The following is a 15,875-nucleotide window of genomic DNA, read 5'->3' as shown; positions in this document are numbered from 1 at the left end:
CCCAAGTCTGACCAGGATCAGATCGGACAGGGGCCGCGTCATTTGCTTAGGCCTTGTTGTCTTCGTCCACTTCGGAGAATTCGGCGTCGACGACCTCTTCGCCACCCGCTTCGCTGCCCGTGGCGGCACCGGCTTCCGGCGAAGCGGCCGAGGCCTGCTCCTTCTCGTAAATGGTCTGGCCAAGCTTCATCGCAACCTGCGCCAGCGCCTGCGATTTTTCGGTCATCGCGTCGGCATCGCCGCTCTCGACCGCGCTCTTGGCTTCCGCCACCGCGGCCTCGATCTCGGACTTCAGGCTCGCGTCCACCTTGTCGCCATGCTCTTCGAGCTGCTTCTCGGTCGTGTGGATGAGGCTTTCAGCATTGTTCTTGGCTTCTGCCGCTTCACGGCGCTTCTTGTCGTCTTCCGCGAACTGCTCGGCATCCTTTACCATCTTCTCGATGTCGTCGTCGCTAAGGCCGCCCGAAGCCTGGATGCGGATCTGCTGTTCCTTGCCCGTGCCCTTGTCCTTGGCGCTGACGCTGACAATGCCGTTAGCGTCGATGTCAAAAGTAACCTCGATTTGCGGCACGCCCATAGGGGCTGGTGGAATGCCAACCAAATCGAACTGGCCGAGCAGCTTGTTGTCAGTTGCCATTTCGCGCTCGCCCTGGAAGACGCGGATCGTCACCGCACTCTGGTTATCATCCGCAGTCGAAAAGACCTGGCTCTTCTTAGTCGGGATCGTCGTGTTGCGGTCAATCATCCTGGTCATAATCCCGCCCTTGGTTTCAAGGCCGAGCGACAGCGGCGTGACGTCGAGAAGCAACACGTCCTTCACGTCGCCCTGCAGCACGCCCGCCTGGATGGCGGCGCCAATAGCCACGACTTCGTCCGGATTGACGCCAGTGTGTGGCTCCTTGCCAAAGAAATTCTTCACGGCTTCGCGGACCTTGGGCATGCGGGTCATGCCGCCGACGAGGACGACTTCGTCCACCTGATCGGCCTTGAGGCCCGCATCGGCGAGCGCCTTCTTCATCGGCTCGATCGTGCGCTTAACAAGATCGTCAACCAAACGATCCAAATCGGCACGAGTAATCGTCTCAACGAGGTGAAGCGGGGTCGATTCCCCATTATCCATACGAGCAGTGATAAAAGGAAGATTGACCTCGGTCGTCTGCGCGGAAGACAATTCAATCTTGGCTTCCTCAGCGGCCTTTTTCAAACGCTGCAGCGTCAGGCGGTTGGAGCGAAGGTCAACGCCTTCCTTTTTCTTAAATTGATTTGCGAGATATTCGACGATTTTGTTGTCGAAATCCTCGCCGCCAAGGAAGGTGTCGCCGTTGGTCGACTTCACCTCGAATACGCCGTCGCCAATCTCGAGGATCGACACGTCGAACGTGCCGCCACCAAGATCGTAGACCGCGATCGTCTTGTTGTGTTCCTTGTCGAGGCCGTAGGCGAGCGCCGCGGCCGTCGGCTCGTTGATGATGCGCAGAACCTCAAGGCCGGCGATCTGCCCGGCGTCCTTCGTCGCCTGGCGCTGCGCGTCGTTGAAGTAAGCGGGAACCGTGATGACGGCCTGCGTCACCGTCTCGCCGAGATAGGCCTCGGCGGTTTCCTTCATCTTCTGGAGGATGAAGGCCGAAATCTGGCTGGGGCTGTAATCCTGTCCGCCCGCCTGAACCCAGGCGTCTCCATTCGGACCCTTCACGATATGATAGGGGACGAGCTCCGTGTCCTTCTTGGTCACCGGATCGTCGAAGCGGCGGCCGATGAGGCGCTTCACCGCGAAAATAGTATTATCGGGATTGGTCACCGCCTGGCGCTTAGCGGGTTCACCGATCAGCCGTTCGCCGTCCTTGGTAAACGCGACGATGGACGGCGTGGTGCGAGTCCCTTCCGTGTTTTCGATGACTTTCGGCTTGCCGCCTTCCATCACGGCAACGCAGCTGTTGGTGGTGCCGAGGTCGATACCGATTACTTTTGCCATAACCTTCTAAAGCCCCTCAATAATGTTCGCGTCCGCACCCAAGAAACGAGGCATGCGAACCTGTTGCGGGAGCGATATAGGAGCGGTTTTATTTGCTGCAAGGATGCCGCCGTCGCTAAAGATGCACGGGGGAAATGGGAGGAAATGAAAAGATGAAACGCCGGTTCTTCATTCTCGCGCTCGCTTCTCTCGCCAGCGCCTGCTCCTGGAACACCGATGTGCAAAAGGCCTGGATCCGTCTCCCGCCCGCACCCGGCGCGCCAGGCGCCGCTTATTTCGACGTCACGGCGGAAAGCGGCGGCACGAGGGTGCTGGGCCTGGAAGGCCCCTTCGATGCCGCCAGGATGCTGGATGGAGAGGGCCGCGCGATTGCTGTCTTGCCGCTCAGCAGCGGAGAGAAAGGCCGCTTCCTTCCGGGTGGCCCGCATTTCGCGATCGACGGCCTCTCGCCCGAGCTTCGGCCCGGCGCCGCTTTGGAGCTGCGCCTCGTCGAGGACAGCGGAACGGGGCCGAGGGCCGTCACCACCTTTTCCGCACGCCTCGTCGGCGCTAATGAGCCGCCACCCTATCGCGATTGAGGATCCGATCATGCGCCGCCTTTTTGTACCGACGTCCGCCGCCCTCTTGCTCATGCTTGCGGGGTGCGACGCGCCGAATGCGCAGGGCAATGCCGCCGCCGGCGGCAACGAGGCGGCGGTGATTGCGCAGAGCGGGGGCATCGGCATTTCCAATGCCTTCGTTCGCCTGCCCGCTGTCGCCGGCCGCCCCGGCGCCGCCTATTTCACCCTGCGCAACGAGGGCGAGGCGCGCATCCTCGCCTCGGTTTCCTCCAGCAAGGCCAAGCGCGCCGAAATCCATGAAAGCAAGATGGAGGGCGGCATGATGCGGATGGCGAAGCTCGAGAACTTGCCCCTCCCCGCCGGCGCGACGACCACGCTGGCATCGGGCGGCCTCCATATCATGCTCTTCGATCTCGATCCCGCGCTGAAAGCGGGAGACAGCGTCCCGCTGACGCTCGAATTCGCCGACGGCGATTCGCTGCGCATGGAGGCGATTGCGCAGACTGTGGCGGGCAGCGCTGGCGGCCATTGACGACCCGCCCGCTCACCCCCGGGGAAATCGCCCTCGCCTGTTCGATCTTTGGCGATGCGATCGATTATCGACGGGTCACGATCCGGCGCCGCAAATGGTTTCCCTTTCAGCCGCGCGAGACGGTGATGGCGCCATGCGGGCACATCCATTTCCACCCGGACAGCAGCTTATGGCGGGAGGATTATAGCGTTGCGTCTCTTGCCGGCCAGGGCCTGTTCATTCACGAAATGACCCATGTCTGGCAGACGCAGCGGCGCGGCCGTTATTACCTTCCCTTGATGCGTCACCCCTTTTGCCGCTACCGGTATCGCTACCGCCCGGGCTGGCCGCTCCAACGCTATGGGCTGGAGCAGCAGGCCGAAATCGTCCGCCATGTCTTCCTTCTCCGGCGGGGCGCCGCCGTGGCGGGTGCACTGCCAATCGATGCGCTGGAAAGCATCCTGCCGTTCTGATCCGCCTTGCGATCGCCGCAATCGGGGAGGACAAGGCTCGCCCCGGCGGAGAACGGCATGTCATTGACCATCCTCATGATCCTGCAGGCGTCGGCCGCCATCGGGCCGCCGGGCGCGGCCGGGTTCGACCTCAAATCCGTTCCCGCACGCCGCGGCGATTGCAAGACGGCGGCGGCTGGCGAAATCGTGGTCTGCGGTCGACGCGCCGCGCCCGACCGCACGCATTACCTGTCGATGGAAGCGGAGTTCCGGGACAAGCCGGTCCGCGCAGAGGCCGGTATCGGCGGCGGCGTGTCGGCGAAGGTCCATGCCGAACAGGCCGAATTCCCCAACGGCCAGGTCAGCAAGCGGGCACTCATCACCCTGACCAAGCCTTTTTAAAGAGGCTTGAAAGCCGCGCCGCCGTCGGCCATTTCTGGTATGCGGGCCGGGCCCCTCTGGCAGCCTCGCGGCTGTGATGTCGGACCGCTTTTCGATGTCTTGAACCAAGGAGCCCCTTTCATGCCCAATCCCGCCGTTGGAATGCCCTGCCCCGTCTGCCAGGTGCCGCTCGTGATGAGCGAACGTCAGGGCGTCGAAATCGATTATTGCCCGCAATGCCGGGGCGTCTGGCTCGACCGGGGCGAGCTCGACAAGATCATCGAGCGCAGCCAGGAGAATACGGCCCCCGCTGCGCCCGCTCAGCATCAACCGCAACCCGCGCCGAGCTACCAGCAGCCCTACGGTTACGGGCACGGCCACCAGGGCCATCACGGCCATTACAAGAAACGGCGCAAGTCCTTCCTCGAAGAATTGTTCGACTGATAGGCTGTCATTTTCCCCATCGCTTGTTAACCATCTAAGGGTTACATTGGCGAAATGGGAACGGTGATCAGTTTCGAGGATCGGGCGGTGGCGGCGCTTCAGGCGCGCGTCGCGGCGGCGGAGGAGGCCAATCAGGATCTCATCGCCTTCGCGCGCGGCCATTCGGGCGCCGTCTCCTCGATCCACGCCGCCGTCCTCGCCGCGATCGAGGCGGAGGGCTTCGATCACCTCATCCATATCGTGACGCAGGAATGGCCGCACATATTGGGCCTCGACGCCGTCGCGCTCGCCCTGTTCGCGGGCGGCAAGGGCATGCGCGCCGACGCGTCCGGCCTGCAATTCGTCGATCCGCGCGTCATCGAACACAGCATATCGGGTTTCGACGGCGTGCTGTTGCGCGGCGTCGAGCGCGGCCATCCCCTGTTCGGCCCGGCCTGCGAGCTCGTCCGCGCCGAAGCCCTCATTCCCCTGCAGGGGGAACCGCCATTGCCCCGCGGCCTGCTCGCGCTCGGCCAACGCGCAAGCCAGGCGTTCGAGACCCGGCACGGGTCCGAACTGCTTGTCTTCCTCGGACAAGTCCTCACCCGCGCGATGGGCCGATGGCTGCTGCCCTGACGGACCATCCCGCCAGCGCTCTCGCCATGCGCTGGCACGACCATCTCTCCCAGGATCGCCGCCGCTCCGAGCATACGGTTCGCGCCTATGTCGCGACCGCCCATCGGCTGATCGCCTTCCTCGGCGCTCATCTCGGGCAAGAAGTGGACACCGCCGCGCTTGCCAGCCTTCAGGCATCCGATCTGCGCGCCTTTCTCGGCCATCGCCGCATGGCAGGTCTCGGAAATGCATCGGCCGCACGCGAGCTTTCCGCCGTGCGCGGCTTCCTGAACTTCGTCGCGGAGCAACAAGGCATCCCCGCCGCGCTTCCCCGGATCAAGGGGCCGAAGAAGCAGCGCAGCGTTCCCCGCCCGGTGTCCCCCGACGAAGCGGTCGCCCTTGCGGAAGAAGCGGCGGAGGAAGGATCGGAGGAATGGATCGGCGCGCGCAATCTGGCCGTCCTCCTCCTTCTCTACGGCTCAGGCCTCCGCGTCGCCGAAGCGCTTGGCCTGACCGGCTGCGCCCTTCCCTTGGGCGAGACGTTGACCGTCACCGGCAAGCGGAACAAGACCCGCATCGTCCCCCTCCTCCCACCCGTCCGCGCGGCGATGGAGGATTATCTTCGCCTCTGCCCCTATCGGATCGTGCAGGATCAGCCCTTGTTTCGCGGCGCGCGCGGCGGCCCCTTGCGCGGCGAGATCGTCCGCCGCGCCGTTCGTGCCGCCCGAACCCGTCTCGGCCTGTCGGACCGTACGACGCCGCACGCCTTGCGTCACAGCTTCGCGACGCATTTGCTAGGCCGGGGCGCGGACCTGCGCTCGCTCCAGGAATTGCTCGGCCATGCGAGCTTGTCGTCGACGCAAATCTACACGGCGGTTGATGCCGCGCATCTCATGGACGTCTACCGCAACGCCCATCCCAGGGCTTAGCTATTCCGCCGCCATCTTCAGCAATTCGACCTCGCGCTGCAGACGCTGGATTTCCAGCTCGTAAATGCTGGAGCAATCGATCCGCTTCGGCCGTTTCCCGATCGGCACCGTCACCCTGACATAGGCCATGGCCTGCTGGTCGCGCGTATCGGTGAAGTAATTGCGTCCCGCATCCGGCATTGGCTTGGCCGCCGTACCCGCGACGCCGGCGTCCAGATAGGTGCCGTTGCTGTTGATGCTCTGGCGGCAGCGCGTCCCGCTCGACGTCTCGATCGAATCCTCGCCGCCCGGCCCGTTGGGGGCGAGCGGTATGTAAATCTGCTCGGCCGTAGCGCTCGCCCCGCCGCTAAGCGCGAGGAGCGATGCGGCGCGCAGACAGTTTCGAACAAACGCGCGCATGAACCATTCCTTCCACCATTTCTGCCTTCGCCGCGCAGACCCGGAAGGCGAACGTCTCACCGGGCTCCAGATCGTCGGCGACGACCAGGATGCGCCTATTCTGCTTCGCGCCGATGCGGATCGTCGCTTCGGGTAGGATGCGCACGCGCGATTGGACCTCTTCATCGTCGACGCCGACCGCATAGGCTTTGAACGATGCCGCCGCCGGATAAGGATTTATGACGGTGAGGTAAAAGGCCTTGCGCGGCCCGTCAGTAAGGCCGCTTTTAGCGAGCGGGCCCATTCCCACTGCAAAAGCGGGTGCGGCGGCCGCCATTAAAGCGGCGAGCATCCACCCGCATTTCACTGCTGGCATGTCACCACCGTCGTCACCGTATAGGTGCCAGTGGTAAAGCCCGCATTGTTCGTCACGCGGCTATGAACGGTGAAGGTGTCGAGCAGCGCCCCGGCCGCCCGGCTCGACGTCCCGGACGTGTAGGCTTGGTTCGCGCCCTGCAAGGATGTGTAGCGGATCTGCGTCGTCGCGCCGCTCGTCGAAGCCGAGGGTCCGGACAGACTCGGCGCCGCGAAATTCACTGTCGGCGCAGCGCCGACCGCGACCAAAGTCATAGTGGCGGGAAGGCCGCCGCCTGTTTCGGACGTCATCGTCGTGCCGTCGCTCGTCGCCGCCAGGGTGCCGGGCACGCTTAGGGACAGCACGCAGCTGTTGACGAGCGCGGCTGAAAAAGTGACGTTTTCAGCCTGTGCCGGGGCGGCAATCGAAATTGCCGCGATCAACGCCGCCGCGCTTTTATGAAGATTGGAAGCCATGCATCCTCCTCCTGCTTGTGTAAGCGAGGAAGCCAGGGCGGCATGAACAACTTCTTAAATATCCACTATGGATAGAATGGCTTAGATCGCCGATCGGACGCCTTCCGTCATCGCTTCATGTCGGGAAGGTCCGGAATGGAGTCAGTCTTGCGCCTCTTCATCGGCCGGATGACGCTTCCGCCAGGTCAGCTGGCGCCAGATATAAGCAAGGACGATGCTGCCCATGACCGCTATCGATAGCGGGCCCAATATCGTTTCGATCTCGCCGAATTGGCGGCCAAGCACGTAACCCGCGATAGCTAATGCCGAACTCCAGCCCGCAGTGCCGACGCTTGACCAGAAGAGGAAGGTTTTCAGCCGCATGCGGAGGAGACCGGCGGGGATCGACACGACCGAGCGGACAGTGGGCAGCAACCGTCCGATGCCGACGATGATCGATCCGAAGCGGCCGAACAATTTTTCGGCCTTGATCACGTCATACCAGTCGAGCGTCAGCCAGCGGCCATGCCGCTCGATGAAGGGACGAAATCGCTCCACGCCGATCACGCGGGCGACGAGATACCAGAAGACATTGCCCAGCATCGCGCCGGTCGTCCCGCTCGCGATCACGCCCCCTAAGGTCATCGGCCCGTCCACCGCCGCGACCCCCGCGATCGGCATGATGACCTCCGATGGAATGGGCGGAAAGACGGTTTCCAGGAACATCAGGAAGCCGACGCCGAGATAGCCCGATTGCTCGATCAGGCGGATGACCCACTCGCTCATGCCTTTACCCTTGCCTCGATCGCGTCCCAGATGAGCGCGGGCGTGTCGGTGCCGTTGAAGCGGTCGATGGCGACGATGCCGGTCGGCGAGGTCACGTTGATCTCGGTGAGATAGCCCGCGATCACGTCGATGCCGACGAAGAGCAGCCCGCGCCGGGCGAGTTCCGGGCCCAGCGCGTCGCAAATTTCCTGTTCACGTGGGGTCAGGTCGGTCGCCTCCGCCCGTCCCCCCGCCGCGAGGTTCGACCTGATTTCGCCCTCGCGTGGCAGGCGGTTGATCGCGCCGGTCGGCTTGCCGTCCACCAGCACGATGCGCTTGTCGCCCCTCGACACGTCGGGCAGGAAAGCCTGCACCATGAAAGGCTCGCGCCACACCTGGCCGAACAGCTCCGTCAGCGCCGCGAGATTCGCGTCGTTCCGCCCGACATGGAAGACCGCCGACCCCGCATTGCCGTAAAGCGGCTTCACGACCACCTCTCCATGCTCGGCATGAAAGGCGCGCGCCTCCTCCAGCCGCCGCGTCACGAGCGTCGGCGGCATGAAGCGCGCATAATCGAGCACGAAGAGCTTTTCCGGCGCGTTCCGGACGGACGCGGGATCGTTCACCACCAATGTCTTATGCTGGATGCGCTCCAGCAGATGCGTCGCCGTGATATAGGCGAGGTCGAAGGGCGGATCCTGCCGCATCAGGACGACATCGACATCCTCGGCCAAATCAAGCGTCTCCGCCTCTCCGGCCGTGAAATGATCGCCCTCGACCCTCTGCACCGTCACCCGCCGCGCGGGCGCCGTCACCCGCCCGTCCCGATAGCTGAGGTCACCCGCTTCATAGTGGAAGAGCTTATGCCCCCGCGCCTGTGCATCCAGCATGATCGCGAAGGTGGAATCCCCGGCGATATTGATGCTTTCCAGCGGGTCCATCTGAACGGCGACGCGGAGGGTCATGCGGGCAAATCCTAAACAAGCGGTCGCCGGCCTCTACGCATAGGGAGCCGCTTTGTCACCCATGCCAGACGTTCGGAAGGTGGCGCGGCAGACGTCTTGGCACGACGAACAGGGCGTCGATCCGCATGTCTTGGCCCGGTTTCACGTACCGGGGCGCCACCGCTTCTGCTGCAGCCGCAACCCGCTTCAGCCGGTGCCGGTCGAGGGCCAGTCCGGCGCCATCCACGCTTCTGCGCGCCTTCACCTCGACGAAAGCGACCATCCGCCCGCGCCGGACGACAAGGTCGATCTCCCCCACCGGCGTCTTCACCCGCCGCGCGATCACCCGCCAGCCCTTGAGACGCAGCCAGAGCGCGGCGAGGCTTTCCGCCCGCCGCCCTTGCCTCTCCGCATCCCGCCGGTTCATTTGAGCTGGAGCGCCCGTTCGTAGACGTCCCGTCTGGGGAGGCCGAGCGCCTTGGACACCTCCGCCGCTGCGCGCGACACGGATAGCCGTTCCAAGGCACCCTTTAGCGCCGCATCAAGATCGGCTTCGCTCGCTGCTTCCGGTTCACCAGGCGGACCAACCACCACCACGATCTCCCCCTTCGGCGGCGCATCGGCGTAGCGGGCGGCGAGCTCGGACAAAGTGCCGGTCACCGTCTCCTCGAACTTCTTCGAAATCTCTCGCGACACGGCGGCCTCGCGGTCGCCCAGCCCCTCCGCCATCGCGGCAAGGGCGGCGTGCAGGCGCGGCCCGCTTTCGTAAAAGACAAGCGTCGCGCGAACTGCCGCGATTTCGGCAAGGGCGGAGGCCCGGGCGCCCGCTTTGGCGGGAAGAAAGCCCATGAACAGAAACCGGTCGGTCGGAAGGCCCGCCAGCGTCAGCGCCGCGATCGCCGCGCACGGACCCGCCACCGTATGCACCGCCCGCCCCGCCGCCCGCGCGTCGCGGACCAGCTTGAAGCCGGGATCGGAGATGAGCGGCGTTCCGGCATCCGAAACTAGGGCCACCGCCTCCCCCGCCATTCGGGCGATGAGGTCCGGCCGCACCTTGTCGGCATTGTGATCGTGATAGGGCGTCATCGATTTCCGCACGCCGATATGGGCGAGCAGCTTCGCCGTCACCCGGCTGTCCTCGACCGCGATCATGTCGGCCTTCGAAAGCACGTCGGCGGCGTGCGGGCTCAAATCGGAAAGATTGCCGATTGGAGTCGCCACGATATAAAGGCCTGGGGCAAGGTTCGCGTTCATAAGATAAGGTGCGTCATGGCAGACCAGTCCCGCAATCCGCAAGCACGCCGCTCTTTCCTGAAAGGCGCAGGCGCCGGTTTGATCACCCTCGCGCTCGCCGCCTGCCAGGTTGTGCCGAAGGAACCGCGCGGCCCGGTGCCGCCGCCAAGAACGGAGGAAGGCCCGCGCCTTCCGGCCGAAGAAACCCGCAATCGCGTCGCCGTGCTGGTGCCGCTGACCGGCGAGAATGCGGGCGTCGGCACCTCGATTGCCAACGCCGCCAACCTCGCCTTGCTCGATACGGGCGGGGAACGCATCCGGATCACTGTCTACGATACCGGCAAGGGCGCGGCGCTTGCCGCCAATCAGGCGCTGGCGGAAGGCAATGGCCTGATCCTCGGTCCCTTACTGTCGGAAGATGTGCGCGCCGTGGCGCCGATCGCGCGAGCCGTCGGCGTTCCGGTCATTTCCTTTTCCAATGATGCCGGCGTCGCGGGAGACGGCGTCTACGTGATGGGCTTCACGCCGACCCAATCCGTCCGCCGCGTCGTGTCCTTCGCCCGCGAACGGGGCGTGCAGCGCTTCGCCGCCATCGTGCCGGACGGCGTCTACGGCCAGCGTGCCGGCCAGGCGATGATCGACGCCGTAAAGGCATCGGGCGGCCGCCTTGTCGCCATGCAGAATTTCAACCGCACCCCCGCCTCGCTTCGCGCCGCCATCCGAACGCTCAACGGCCAGGGCAATTACGACGCGGTGCTGATCGCCGACGGCGGTCGCATCGCCGTCGCCGCGGCGCCGCAGATCAAGGCGGGGCCCTCGAAGAATGCCCGTATCCTCGGCACCGAACTCTGGTCCACCGACCGCGACCTTTACAAGACGGCCGCCCTGCGCGGCGCCTGGTTCGCGGCGCCTGCCGATACGCTCTTCACCCAATTCGCGACCCGCTACCGCGCCCGTTACGGCAAGACGCCTTACCGGCTCGGCAGCCTCGGCTACGACGCCGTGCTGCTCGCCGTCCGCATCGCGAGCGACTGGCGCCTCGGCCGTCCCTTCCCCGCGCGCGACCTCCTGTCGACCGAAGGCTTCACCGGCGTCGACGGAGCATTCCGCTTCACCCGCGACGGCACAGCGGAGCGCATGCTGTCGGTGCAGGAAGTGAACGCGAGCGGCACAGCGAGCGTATCGCCCGCGCCGAAGGGATTTGGGGACTAAAGGTCGCCTCTCAAAATTCCCCGGCCACTCCGACGCGCACCGAATTGTTGCGATTGCCGCCATAAGCGAAACCGGCGGTTACGGCGATCGGCTCGCGGAACGGCAGACGGTGCGCCAGGGCGCCGCCTATGGCCTGCTCGCCCCTGAACGCCGCGCCGTTCAGCACATAGGAGGTGCGCCCTTCCGCCGACGGCATCGGCGCCGTGCCCATGGCGATCGCGGTCGCGATACCCTGGCGGGCATCGCGGCGGTCACGTTCCATCCGGTCGTCGATGAGGCCAAGATCCGGCCCGATGTCGCTGATCGCCAAATTGCCGTTGGCATCTGCCGTGACGTAGCCGACCGCGCCCGTCTGTGCCGCCCGGCTTGCTGCCGATCCAAGGCCCGGCAGCGTGTAGGTCGCGCTTCCGCCGCCCAGCACGATCTGCCCAGGGCGGCTCGCCAGCGCGCCATCCCCGATGGCTACGCTGCCCGCGCCGTTCGCGCGCGCGCCGCTGCCGAGGGCAATCGCCGAATTGCCGTTCGCGACACTGTCCGCGCCAAGGGCGATGGCGCCAATGCCGGTGGCGGTGTTGTCCGCGCCGATCGCGACCGCGCCGCGCCCGGTCGCGACATTGGGGTCGCCGATCGCGACCGCGCCCGCGCCTGACGCGCGATTGCCCATGCCGATCGACACCGCCGCGCCATTCTCCGCGACCGCGCCCTGGCCGATCGCCACTGAGCTGTCGCCGCTCGCCACGCTGTTCCCGCCCATTGCGATCGCGTTGGCACCGCTGGCATTCGGCCCCGCGCCGTTGCCCTTGACCTCCATATAGGCCGTCTTCGCAAGCGCACGGTCCGCCGTCGCCCGCGCCGCTGTCGCATTGCTTGCCGCATTATCGGCGATGGAGCGGGCAATCGTGGCATTCTGCTCGGCCGCGGCCGCCTCCGCAGCTGCCGCGTCTGCCGCCGCTTGGGCCGTCGCGGCGTTCGCGAGGGCCATGTCCGCGACTTCGCGTGTCACCGTGCCGCTGGCCGCCACTTGGCTCGCCAAGGTATGGGCTGCATCGGCCCGGGCTTGCGCCTGGCTCGCTTCGGCCCGTGCCGTCGCCGCGTCCGCCGCCGCGTTGTTGGCGGTCTGGAGGGCGGTCGTCGCCGTGGTCTGGGCGGCATCGGCGCGGGCGATGGCGGTGTTCGCTGTCGCCTGCGCCGCGCTGGCGCCTTGGACGGCGGCGGCGGCTTCCTGACGCGCCGTATTCGCCGTCGCCTGGGCCCCGTTGGCACCTTGGGCTGCTGCCGCCGCTTCCTGGCGAGCGGTGTCAGCCGTGGCTTGGGCAGTGTTCGCGCCCTGCTGAGCGGCGGCGGCTTCCTGCCGCGCCGTGTTCGCCATCGTCTGCGCCGTGCTCGCGCCCTGCGCCGCCGCCGCGGCCTCCTGCCGGGCGGTATCGGCCGTCGCCTGCGCGGCATTTGCGCTCTGCTGGGCTCCTGCTGCTTCCGTTCGCGCCGTGTCCGCCGTCGTCTGAGCGGCGGCGGCGGACGCTTGCGCCGCGGCGGCGGCCTGGCCGGTCACGTAGAGCTGATCGCCGTTCACCGCATCGGTGCTGCCCGCCGCGACGGTGCCGGCGGCGATATTCACAACCCGCCGTTCCGCGCCAACCCTGCCGAAGGACACAGTATTGGCCTGGCTCGCCACCGAATAAGAGCCAATGGCGATCGCGTCGGCGGCACTGGCTTGCGCACTGTAGCCAAAGGCGGCGCTTTGAAACCCTGTCGCCGCGCTGGCACTGCCGAAGGCTGCGGCCGCCGTGCCAGACGCCTGGCTGGCATAGCCAAGGGACAGGGATTGCAATCCGGTCGATTGGGCTCTGGTCCCGATGGCGATGGTGTCTCCGTCGCTGGCCCTCGTGGTTTCCGCCGCCTGAATAACGCCATCGCGGTTCAGGTCGACCCAGCCGCCGATGGCGATGCCGCCCGCCCCTTCCGCTTGGCTGCGAAAGCCGATCGCCGTGCTTCCTTGACCGGTCGCCAGGGTCCGATCGCCGATGGCCGTGCTTCCTCCAAAGGCAACGGTGCCATTTCCCAGCGCGGTGGCGAGAGAGCTTGCGCTGCTTTGAAAGCCGATGGCCGTCGATCCCGACAGGGACCGCGCATTCGCGCCGAGCGCGGTCGCCCCCAGCCCTTGAGCCAGGGTCAGTTCGTTGCCGTCGATCATCCCGTCGATGTCCAAATCGATCCAGCCGCCGATGCTGGTGGTATAATCGCCGGACGCTTGGGCGTATGAACCGCTGGCGATGCTGGATAATCCTGAGCTTTGGGCCGTATAGCCAAGCGCAAGGCCGTAATTGTCGTTGGTGCTGGCCCCCGATCCGAACGCCGCGGAAAAATTGCCGTTGGTGGTGCTCAAGAAACCGGCCGCCGTGCTATATTGCCCCCAGGCGTTGCTGAGCACGCCGAACGCTGTCGCCGCTTCGGCGCCGGCATAGCTATATGCGCCCAAGGCTGTCGTATTCAGCCCTCTGGCCTCGGCAACCGCACCGAAGGAGGACGCATTTTCGCCCCTAGCGATGGTGCCCGAACCGACCGCAGCAGCGTTGACGCCGTTCGCAACGCTTCGCGTGCCGCAAGCCAAGGCGTCCGTTCCCGTCGCCGTTCCCAAGCCCGTTTCGCAAACGAGCTGCGCCTGCGCGCCCGAAGGCCAAATCGCGAAGGCGCTGGCGAAAGCCAAGGGCGCGGCGGAGCGCAGGAACGCGCGACGAGAATGACGATGAATACCCGGCATAAATCCCCCTGATTTCCCCGCCGCGGCTTCCCCGAAGCCGCCCTCAAGCGGTTTCGCTGGCACGTATCAGGGCAGGGGAGCGGGCTCAATCGGAAGATTGAACCCGCGCGAACGTCTCCCCGCGGCTGCACTACCGGGCTGGGATCAGGTCAGAATTCGCCGGCGATCCCCACGCGCACGCTGTTGTTGCGATGGCCGCCATAAGCGAACCCGGCCGTCACCGCGATCGGCTCGCGGAAAGGCAGGCGGTGGGCCAATGCGCCGCCGATCGCCTGCTCCCCCCGGAACATCGCGCCGTTCAGGACATAGGAGGTGCGCCCTTCCGCCGACGGCATCGGCGCGGTGCCGATGGCAATGGCGGTCGCGATTCCGACTCGCGCATCCCTGCGATCAACCCAAAGCTGATCATACACCGCGTCCAGGTTCGGGCCGAGCGCACTGACCGACAAATTGCCGTTTGCATCCGCCGTGACATAGCCGATCGGACCCGACTGGGCGGCCCGGCTGGCCGCCGAGCCCAAGCCTGGCAGCGTGTAGGTCGCGTTTATGCCGCCAAGCACGATTTGGCCTGGCCTGCTCGCCGCCGCGCCTTCACCGATGGCGATGCTGCCCACTCCATTGGCGCGCGCGCCAAGGCCAAGGGCGATCGCCGAATTGCCGTTGGCGAAGCTGTCCGCGCCGATCGCGATCGCGCCATTCCCGGTCGCGGTGTTGTCCGCGCCAAGTGCGACCGCGCCGCGCCCTGTCGCGATGTTGGGATCGCCGATCGCGACAGCGCCCGCGCCGGACGCGCGATTGCCAAAGCCGATGGAAACCGCCGCGCCATTTTCCGCGACCGCGCCTTGGCCGATGGCGATAGAATTCGCGCTGCTGGCAACGCTTTGCCCGCCCATGGCGATGGAATTCCTACCCGTGGCGATTGGGCCTTCACCGGTGCCATTGACCGACATGTAAGCGGTTCTGGCGATTGCGCGATCGGCCGTTTGCTGGGCGGCAGCTGCATTGGCCGATGCGCTGTCCGCGACCGTCCGGGCAAGCGCGGCGTTTTGTTCTGCCGCGGTGGCGCGGGCAGAGGCTTCATTGGCGGTCAATTGGGCATTTTGCGCATTGACGCGCGCGGCCTCCGCAGTTTCACGCGTCGCATATATATTGGTGCCGATTTGCTCCGCTAATGCGTGTGCCGCATCAGCCCGCGCTTGCGCGGTTGTCGCCTCGGCGCGCGCGGCCAAGGCTTCGGTTTCGGCACTGCTCGCGGTCTGTAATGCATCATTTGCCGCTTGATTGGCGGCGTCGGCGCGCGTCACCGCGGTTTGGGCAATGCCTTGAATACCGTCAGCCGTTGCTCGCGCGCTGCGCGCCTCATCCAAGGCAGTGCCTGCCGTTTGATTGGCGGCATCGGCGCGCGCGAGGGCGGTTTGGGCAATACCCTGCACACCCTCAGCGGCCGTGCGCGCGACACGCGCCTCATCGATTGCCGCATTCGCGGTCGTTTGCGCATTGTCGGCAATCGTTCGCGCCGCCCCCGCTTGGGTCAAGGCTGTATCCGCCCGGCCCAAAGCCGTGTCAGCCGTGCCTTGCGCCGCCGTGGCCGCTGTTTGAGCCGCCGTCGCTGTTGTCTGGGCCGTGCTGGCCGCGGTCTGTGCGGCGACGGCCGTCGACTGCGCGGTATTCGCGGTGCTTTGAGCGGCAGCGGCAGCGCTTTGGGCGGCTCCCGCCTGGGTCAAGGCTGTATCGGCCCGGCCCAAAGCCGTGTCAGCCGTGCCCTGCGCCGCCGTGGCCGCTGTTTGAGCCGCCGTCGCTGTTGTCTGCGCCGTGCTGGCCGCGGTCTGTGCGGCGACGGCCGTCGACTGCGCGGTATTCGCGGTGCTTTGAGCGGCAGCGGCAGCGCTTTGGGCGGCTCCCGCCTGGGTCAAGGCTGTATCGGCCCGGCCC

The 15,875-nt window shown here is 66.0% G+C and carries 18 protein-coding genes; 8 read left to right on the top strand and 10 right to left on the bottom strand.

Annotation, left to right across the window (positions count from 1 at the left end):
* Window positions 1-46 precede the first annotated feature (46 nt).
* Window positions 47-1,972: a molecular chaperone DnaK gene (dnaK, locus tag IC614_RS01280; protein WP_200971955.1), complete on the bottom strand. Its 1,926-nt coding sequence runs from the start codon at window positions 1,970-1,972 to the stop codon at window positions 47-49.
* A gap of 152 nt (window positions 1,973-2,124) precedes the next feature.
* Here dnaK and IC614_RS01275 point away from each other — a divergent pair, with 152 nt between their 5' ends.
* From IC614_RS01275 to IC614_RS01245, 7 genes are all read left to right on the top strand, one after another.
* Window positions 2,125-2,550 (top strand): copper chaperone PCu(A)C, encoded by a 426-nt coding sequence (locus IC614_RS01275; RefSeq protein ID WP_200971954.1) that lies wholly within the window; start codon window positions 2,125-2,127, stop codon window positions 2,548-2,550.
* A 10-nt stretch (window positions 2,551-2,560) separates the two neighbouring features.
* Entirely contained in the window at window positions 2,561-3,064 is a 504-nt protein-coding gene (locus tag IC614_RS01270) for a copper chaperone PCu(A)C (RefSeq protein ID WP_200971953.1), read from the top strand.
* Entirely contained in the window at window positions 3,061-3,516 is a 456-nt protein-coding gene (locus IC614_RS01265) for a vgr related protein (RefSeq protein ID WP_200971952.1), read from the top strand. Before IC614_RS01270 ends, IC614_RS01265 begins: the two co-directional genes overlap by 4 nt.
* Before the next feature lie 57 nt (window positions 3,517-3,573).
* The gene (locus IC614_RS01260; protein WP_200971951.1) at window positions 3,574-3,897 is read left to right on the top strand and encodes a hypothetical protein; all 324 of its coding nucleotides are present in this window, start codon (window positions 3,574-3,576) and stop codon (window positions 3,895-3,897) included.
* Window positions 3,898-4,017: 120 nt separating this feature from the next.
* Window positions 4,018-4,320 (top strand): TFIIB-type zinc ribbon-containing protein, encoded by a 303-nt coding sequence (locus IC614_RS01255; RefSeq protein ID WP_200971950.1) that lies wholly within the window; start codon window positions 4,018-4,020, stop codon window positions 4,318-4,320.
* A 54-nt stretch (window positions 4,321-4,374) separates the two neighbouring features.
* Complete coding sequence (locus IC614_RS01250; protein ID WP_200971949.1) at window positions 4,375-4,935, top strand: DUF484 family protein; 561 nt, start codon at window positions 4,375-4,377, stop codon at window positions 4,933-4,935.
* Window positions 4,920-5,843: a tyrosine recombinase XerC gene (locus tag IC614_RS01245; protein WP_200971948.1), complete on the top strand. Its 924-nt coding sequence runs from the start codon at window positions 4,920-4,922 to the stop codon at window positions 5,841-5,843. Before IC614_RS01250 ends, IC614_RS01245 begins: the two co-directional genes overlap by 16 nt.
* On the opposite strand, the gene IC614_RS01240 is transcribed toward IC614_RS01245, so the two are convergent.
* The 7 genes from IC614_RS01240 to rsmI all read right to left on the bottom strand — a co-directional run bounded on the left by IC614_RS01240 (window position 5,844) and on the right by rsmI (window position 9,994).
* Window positions 5,844-6,242 (bottom strand): hypothetical protein, encoded by a 399-nt coding sequence (locus IC614_RS01240; protein ID WP_200971947.1) that lies wholly within the window; start codon window positions 6,240-6,242, stop codon window positions 5,844-5,846.
* Window positions 6,190-6,597: a hypothetical protein gene (locus IC614_RS01235; RefSeq protein ID WP_200971946.1), complete on the bottom strand. Its 408-nt coding sequence runs from the start codon at window positions 6,595-6,597 to the stop codon at window positions 6,190-6,192. Before IC614_RS01235 ends, IC614_RS01240 begins: the two co-directional genes overlap by 53 nt.
* Entirely contained in the window at window positions 6,585-7,052 is a 468-nt protein-coding gene (locus IC614_RS01230) for a hypothetical protein (protein WP_200971945.1), read from the bottom strand. The genes IC614_RS01235 and IC614_RS01230 overlap by 13 nt, the downstream gene beginning before the upstream one ends.
* A 141-nt stretch (window positions 7,053-7,193) precedes the next feature.
* Window positions 7,194-7,817, bottom strand: coding sequence for a DedA family protein (locus IC614_RS01225; RefSeq protein WP_200971944.1), 624 nt, complete (start codon window positions 7,815-7,817; stop codon window positions 7,194-7,196).
* Complete coding sequence (gshB, locus tag IC614_RS01220) at window positions 7,814-8,761, bottom strand: glutathione synthase (RefSeq protein ID WP_200971943.1); 948 nt, start codon at window positions 8,759-8,761, stop codon at window positions 7,814-7,816. The genes IC614_RS01225 and gshB overlap by 4 nt, the downstream gene beginning before the upstream one ends.
* Before the next feature lie 55 nt (window positions 8,762-8,816).
* Window positions 8,817-9,167, bottom strand: coding sequence for a YraN family protein (locus IC614_RS01215; protein WP_200971942.1), 351 nt, complete (start codon window positions 9,165-9,167; stop codon window positions 8,817-8,819).
* Window positions 9,164-9,994, bottom strand: a complete 831-nt coding sequence (gene rsmI, locus IC614_RS01210) for a 16S rRNA (cytidine(1402)-2'-O)-methyltransferase (RefSeq protein WP_200971941.1) — start codon at window positions 9,992-9,994, stop codon at window positions 9,164-9,166. Before rsmI ends, IC614_RS01215 begins: the two co-directional genes overlap by 4 nt.
* Before the next feature lie 15 nt (window positions 9,995-10,009).
* On the opposite strand from rsmI, the gene IC614_RS01205 reads away from it, so the two are divergent.
* A complete protein-coding gene (locus tag IC614_RS01205; protein WP_200971940.1) occupies window positions 10,010-11,185 on the top strand; it encodes a penicillin-binding protein activator in 1,176 nt (391 codons plus the stop codon).
* A gap of 10 nt (window positions 11,186-11,195) precedes the next feature.
* Here the strand turns inward: IC614_RS01205 and IC614_RS01200 are convergent, their stop codons facing one another.
* Together IC614_RS01200 and IC614_RS01195 are read right to left on the bottom strand one after the other, a co-directional pair.
* Complete coding sequence (locus IC614_RS01200) at window positions 11,196-13,943, bottom strand: hypothetical protein (RefSeq protein ID WP_200971939.1); 2,748 nt, start codon at window positions 13,941-13,943, stop codon at window positions 11,196-11,198.
* A 149-nt stretch (window positions 13,944-14,092) separates the two neighbouring features.
* On the bottom strand, window positions 14,093-15,875 hold a 1,783-nt coding region (locus tag IC614_RS01195), incomplete at its 5' end, for a hypothetical protein (RefSeq protein ID WP_200971938.1).

This window comes from Sphingosinicella flava (assembly GCF_016025255.1).
GTDB classification, from domain to species: Bacteria; Pseudomonadota; Alphaproteobacteria; order Sphingomonadales; family Sphingomonadaceae; genus Allosphingosinicella; species Allosphingosinicella flava.
This window is presented reverse-complemented; position numbering and strand designations above follow the sequence as displayed.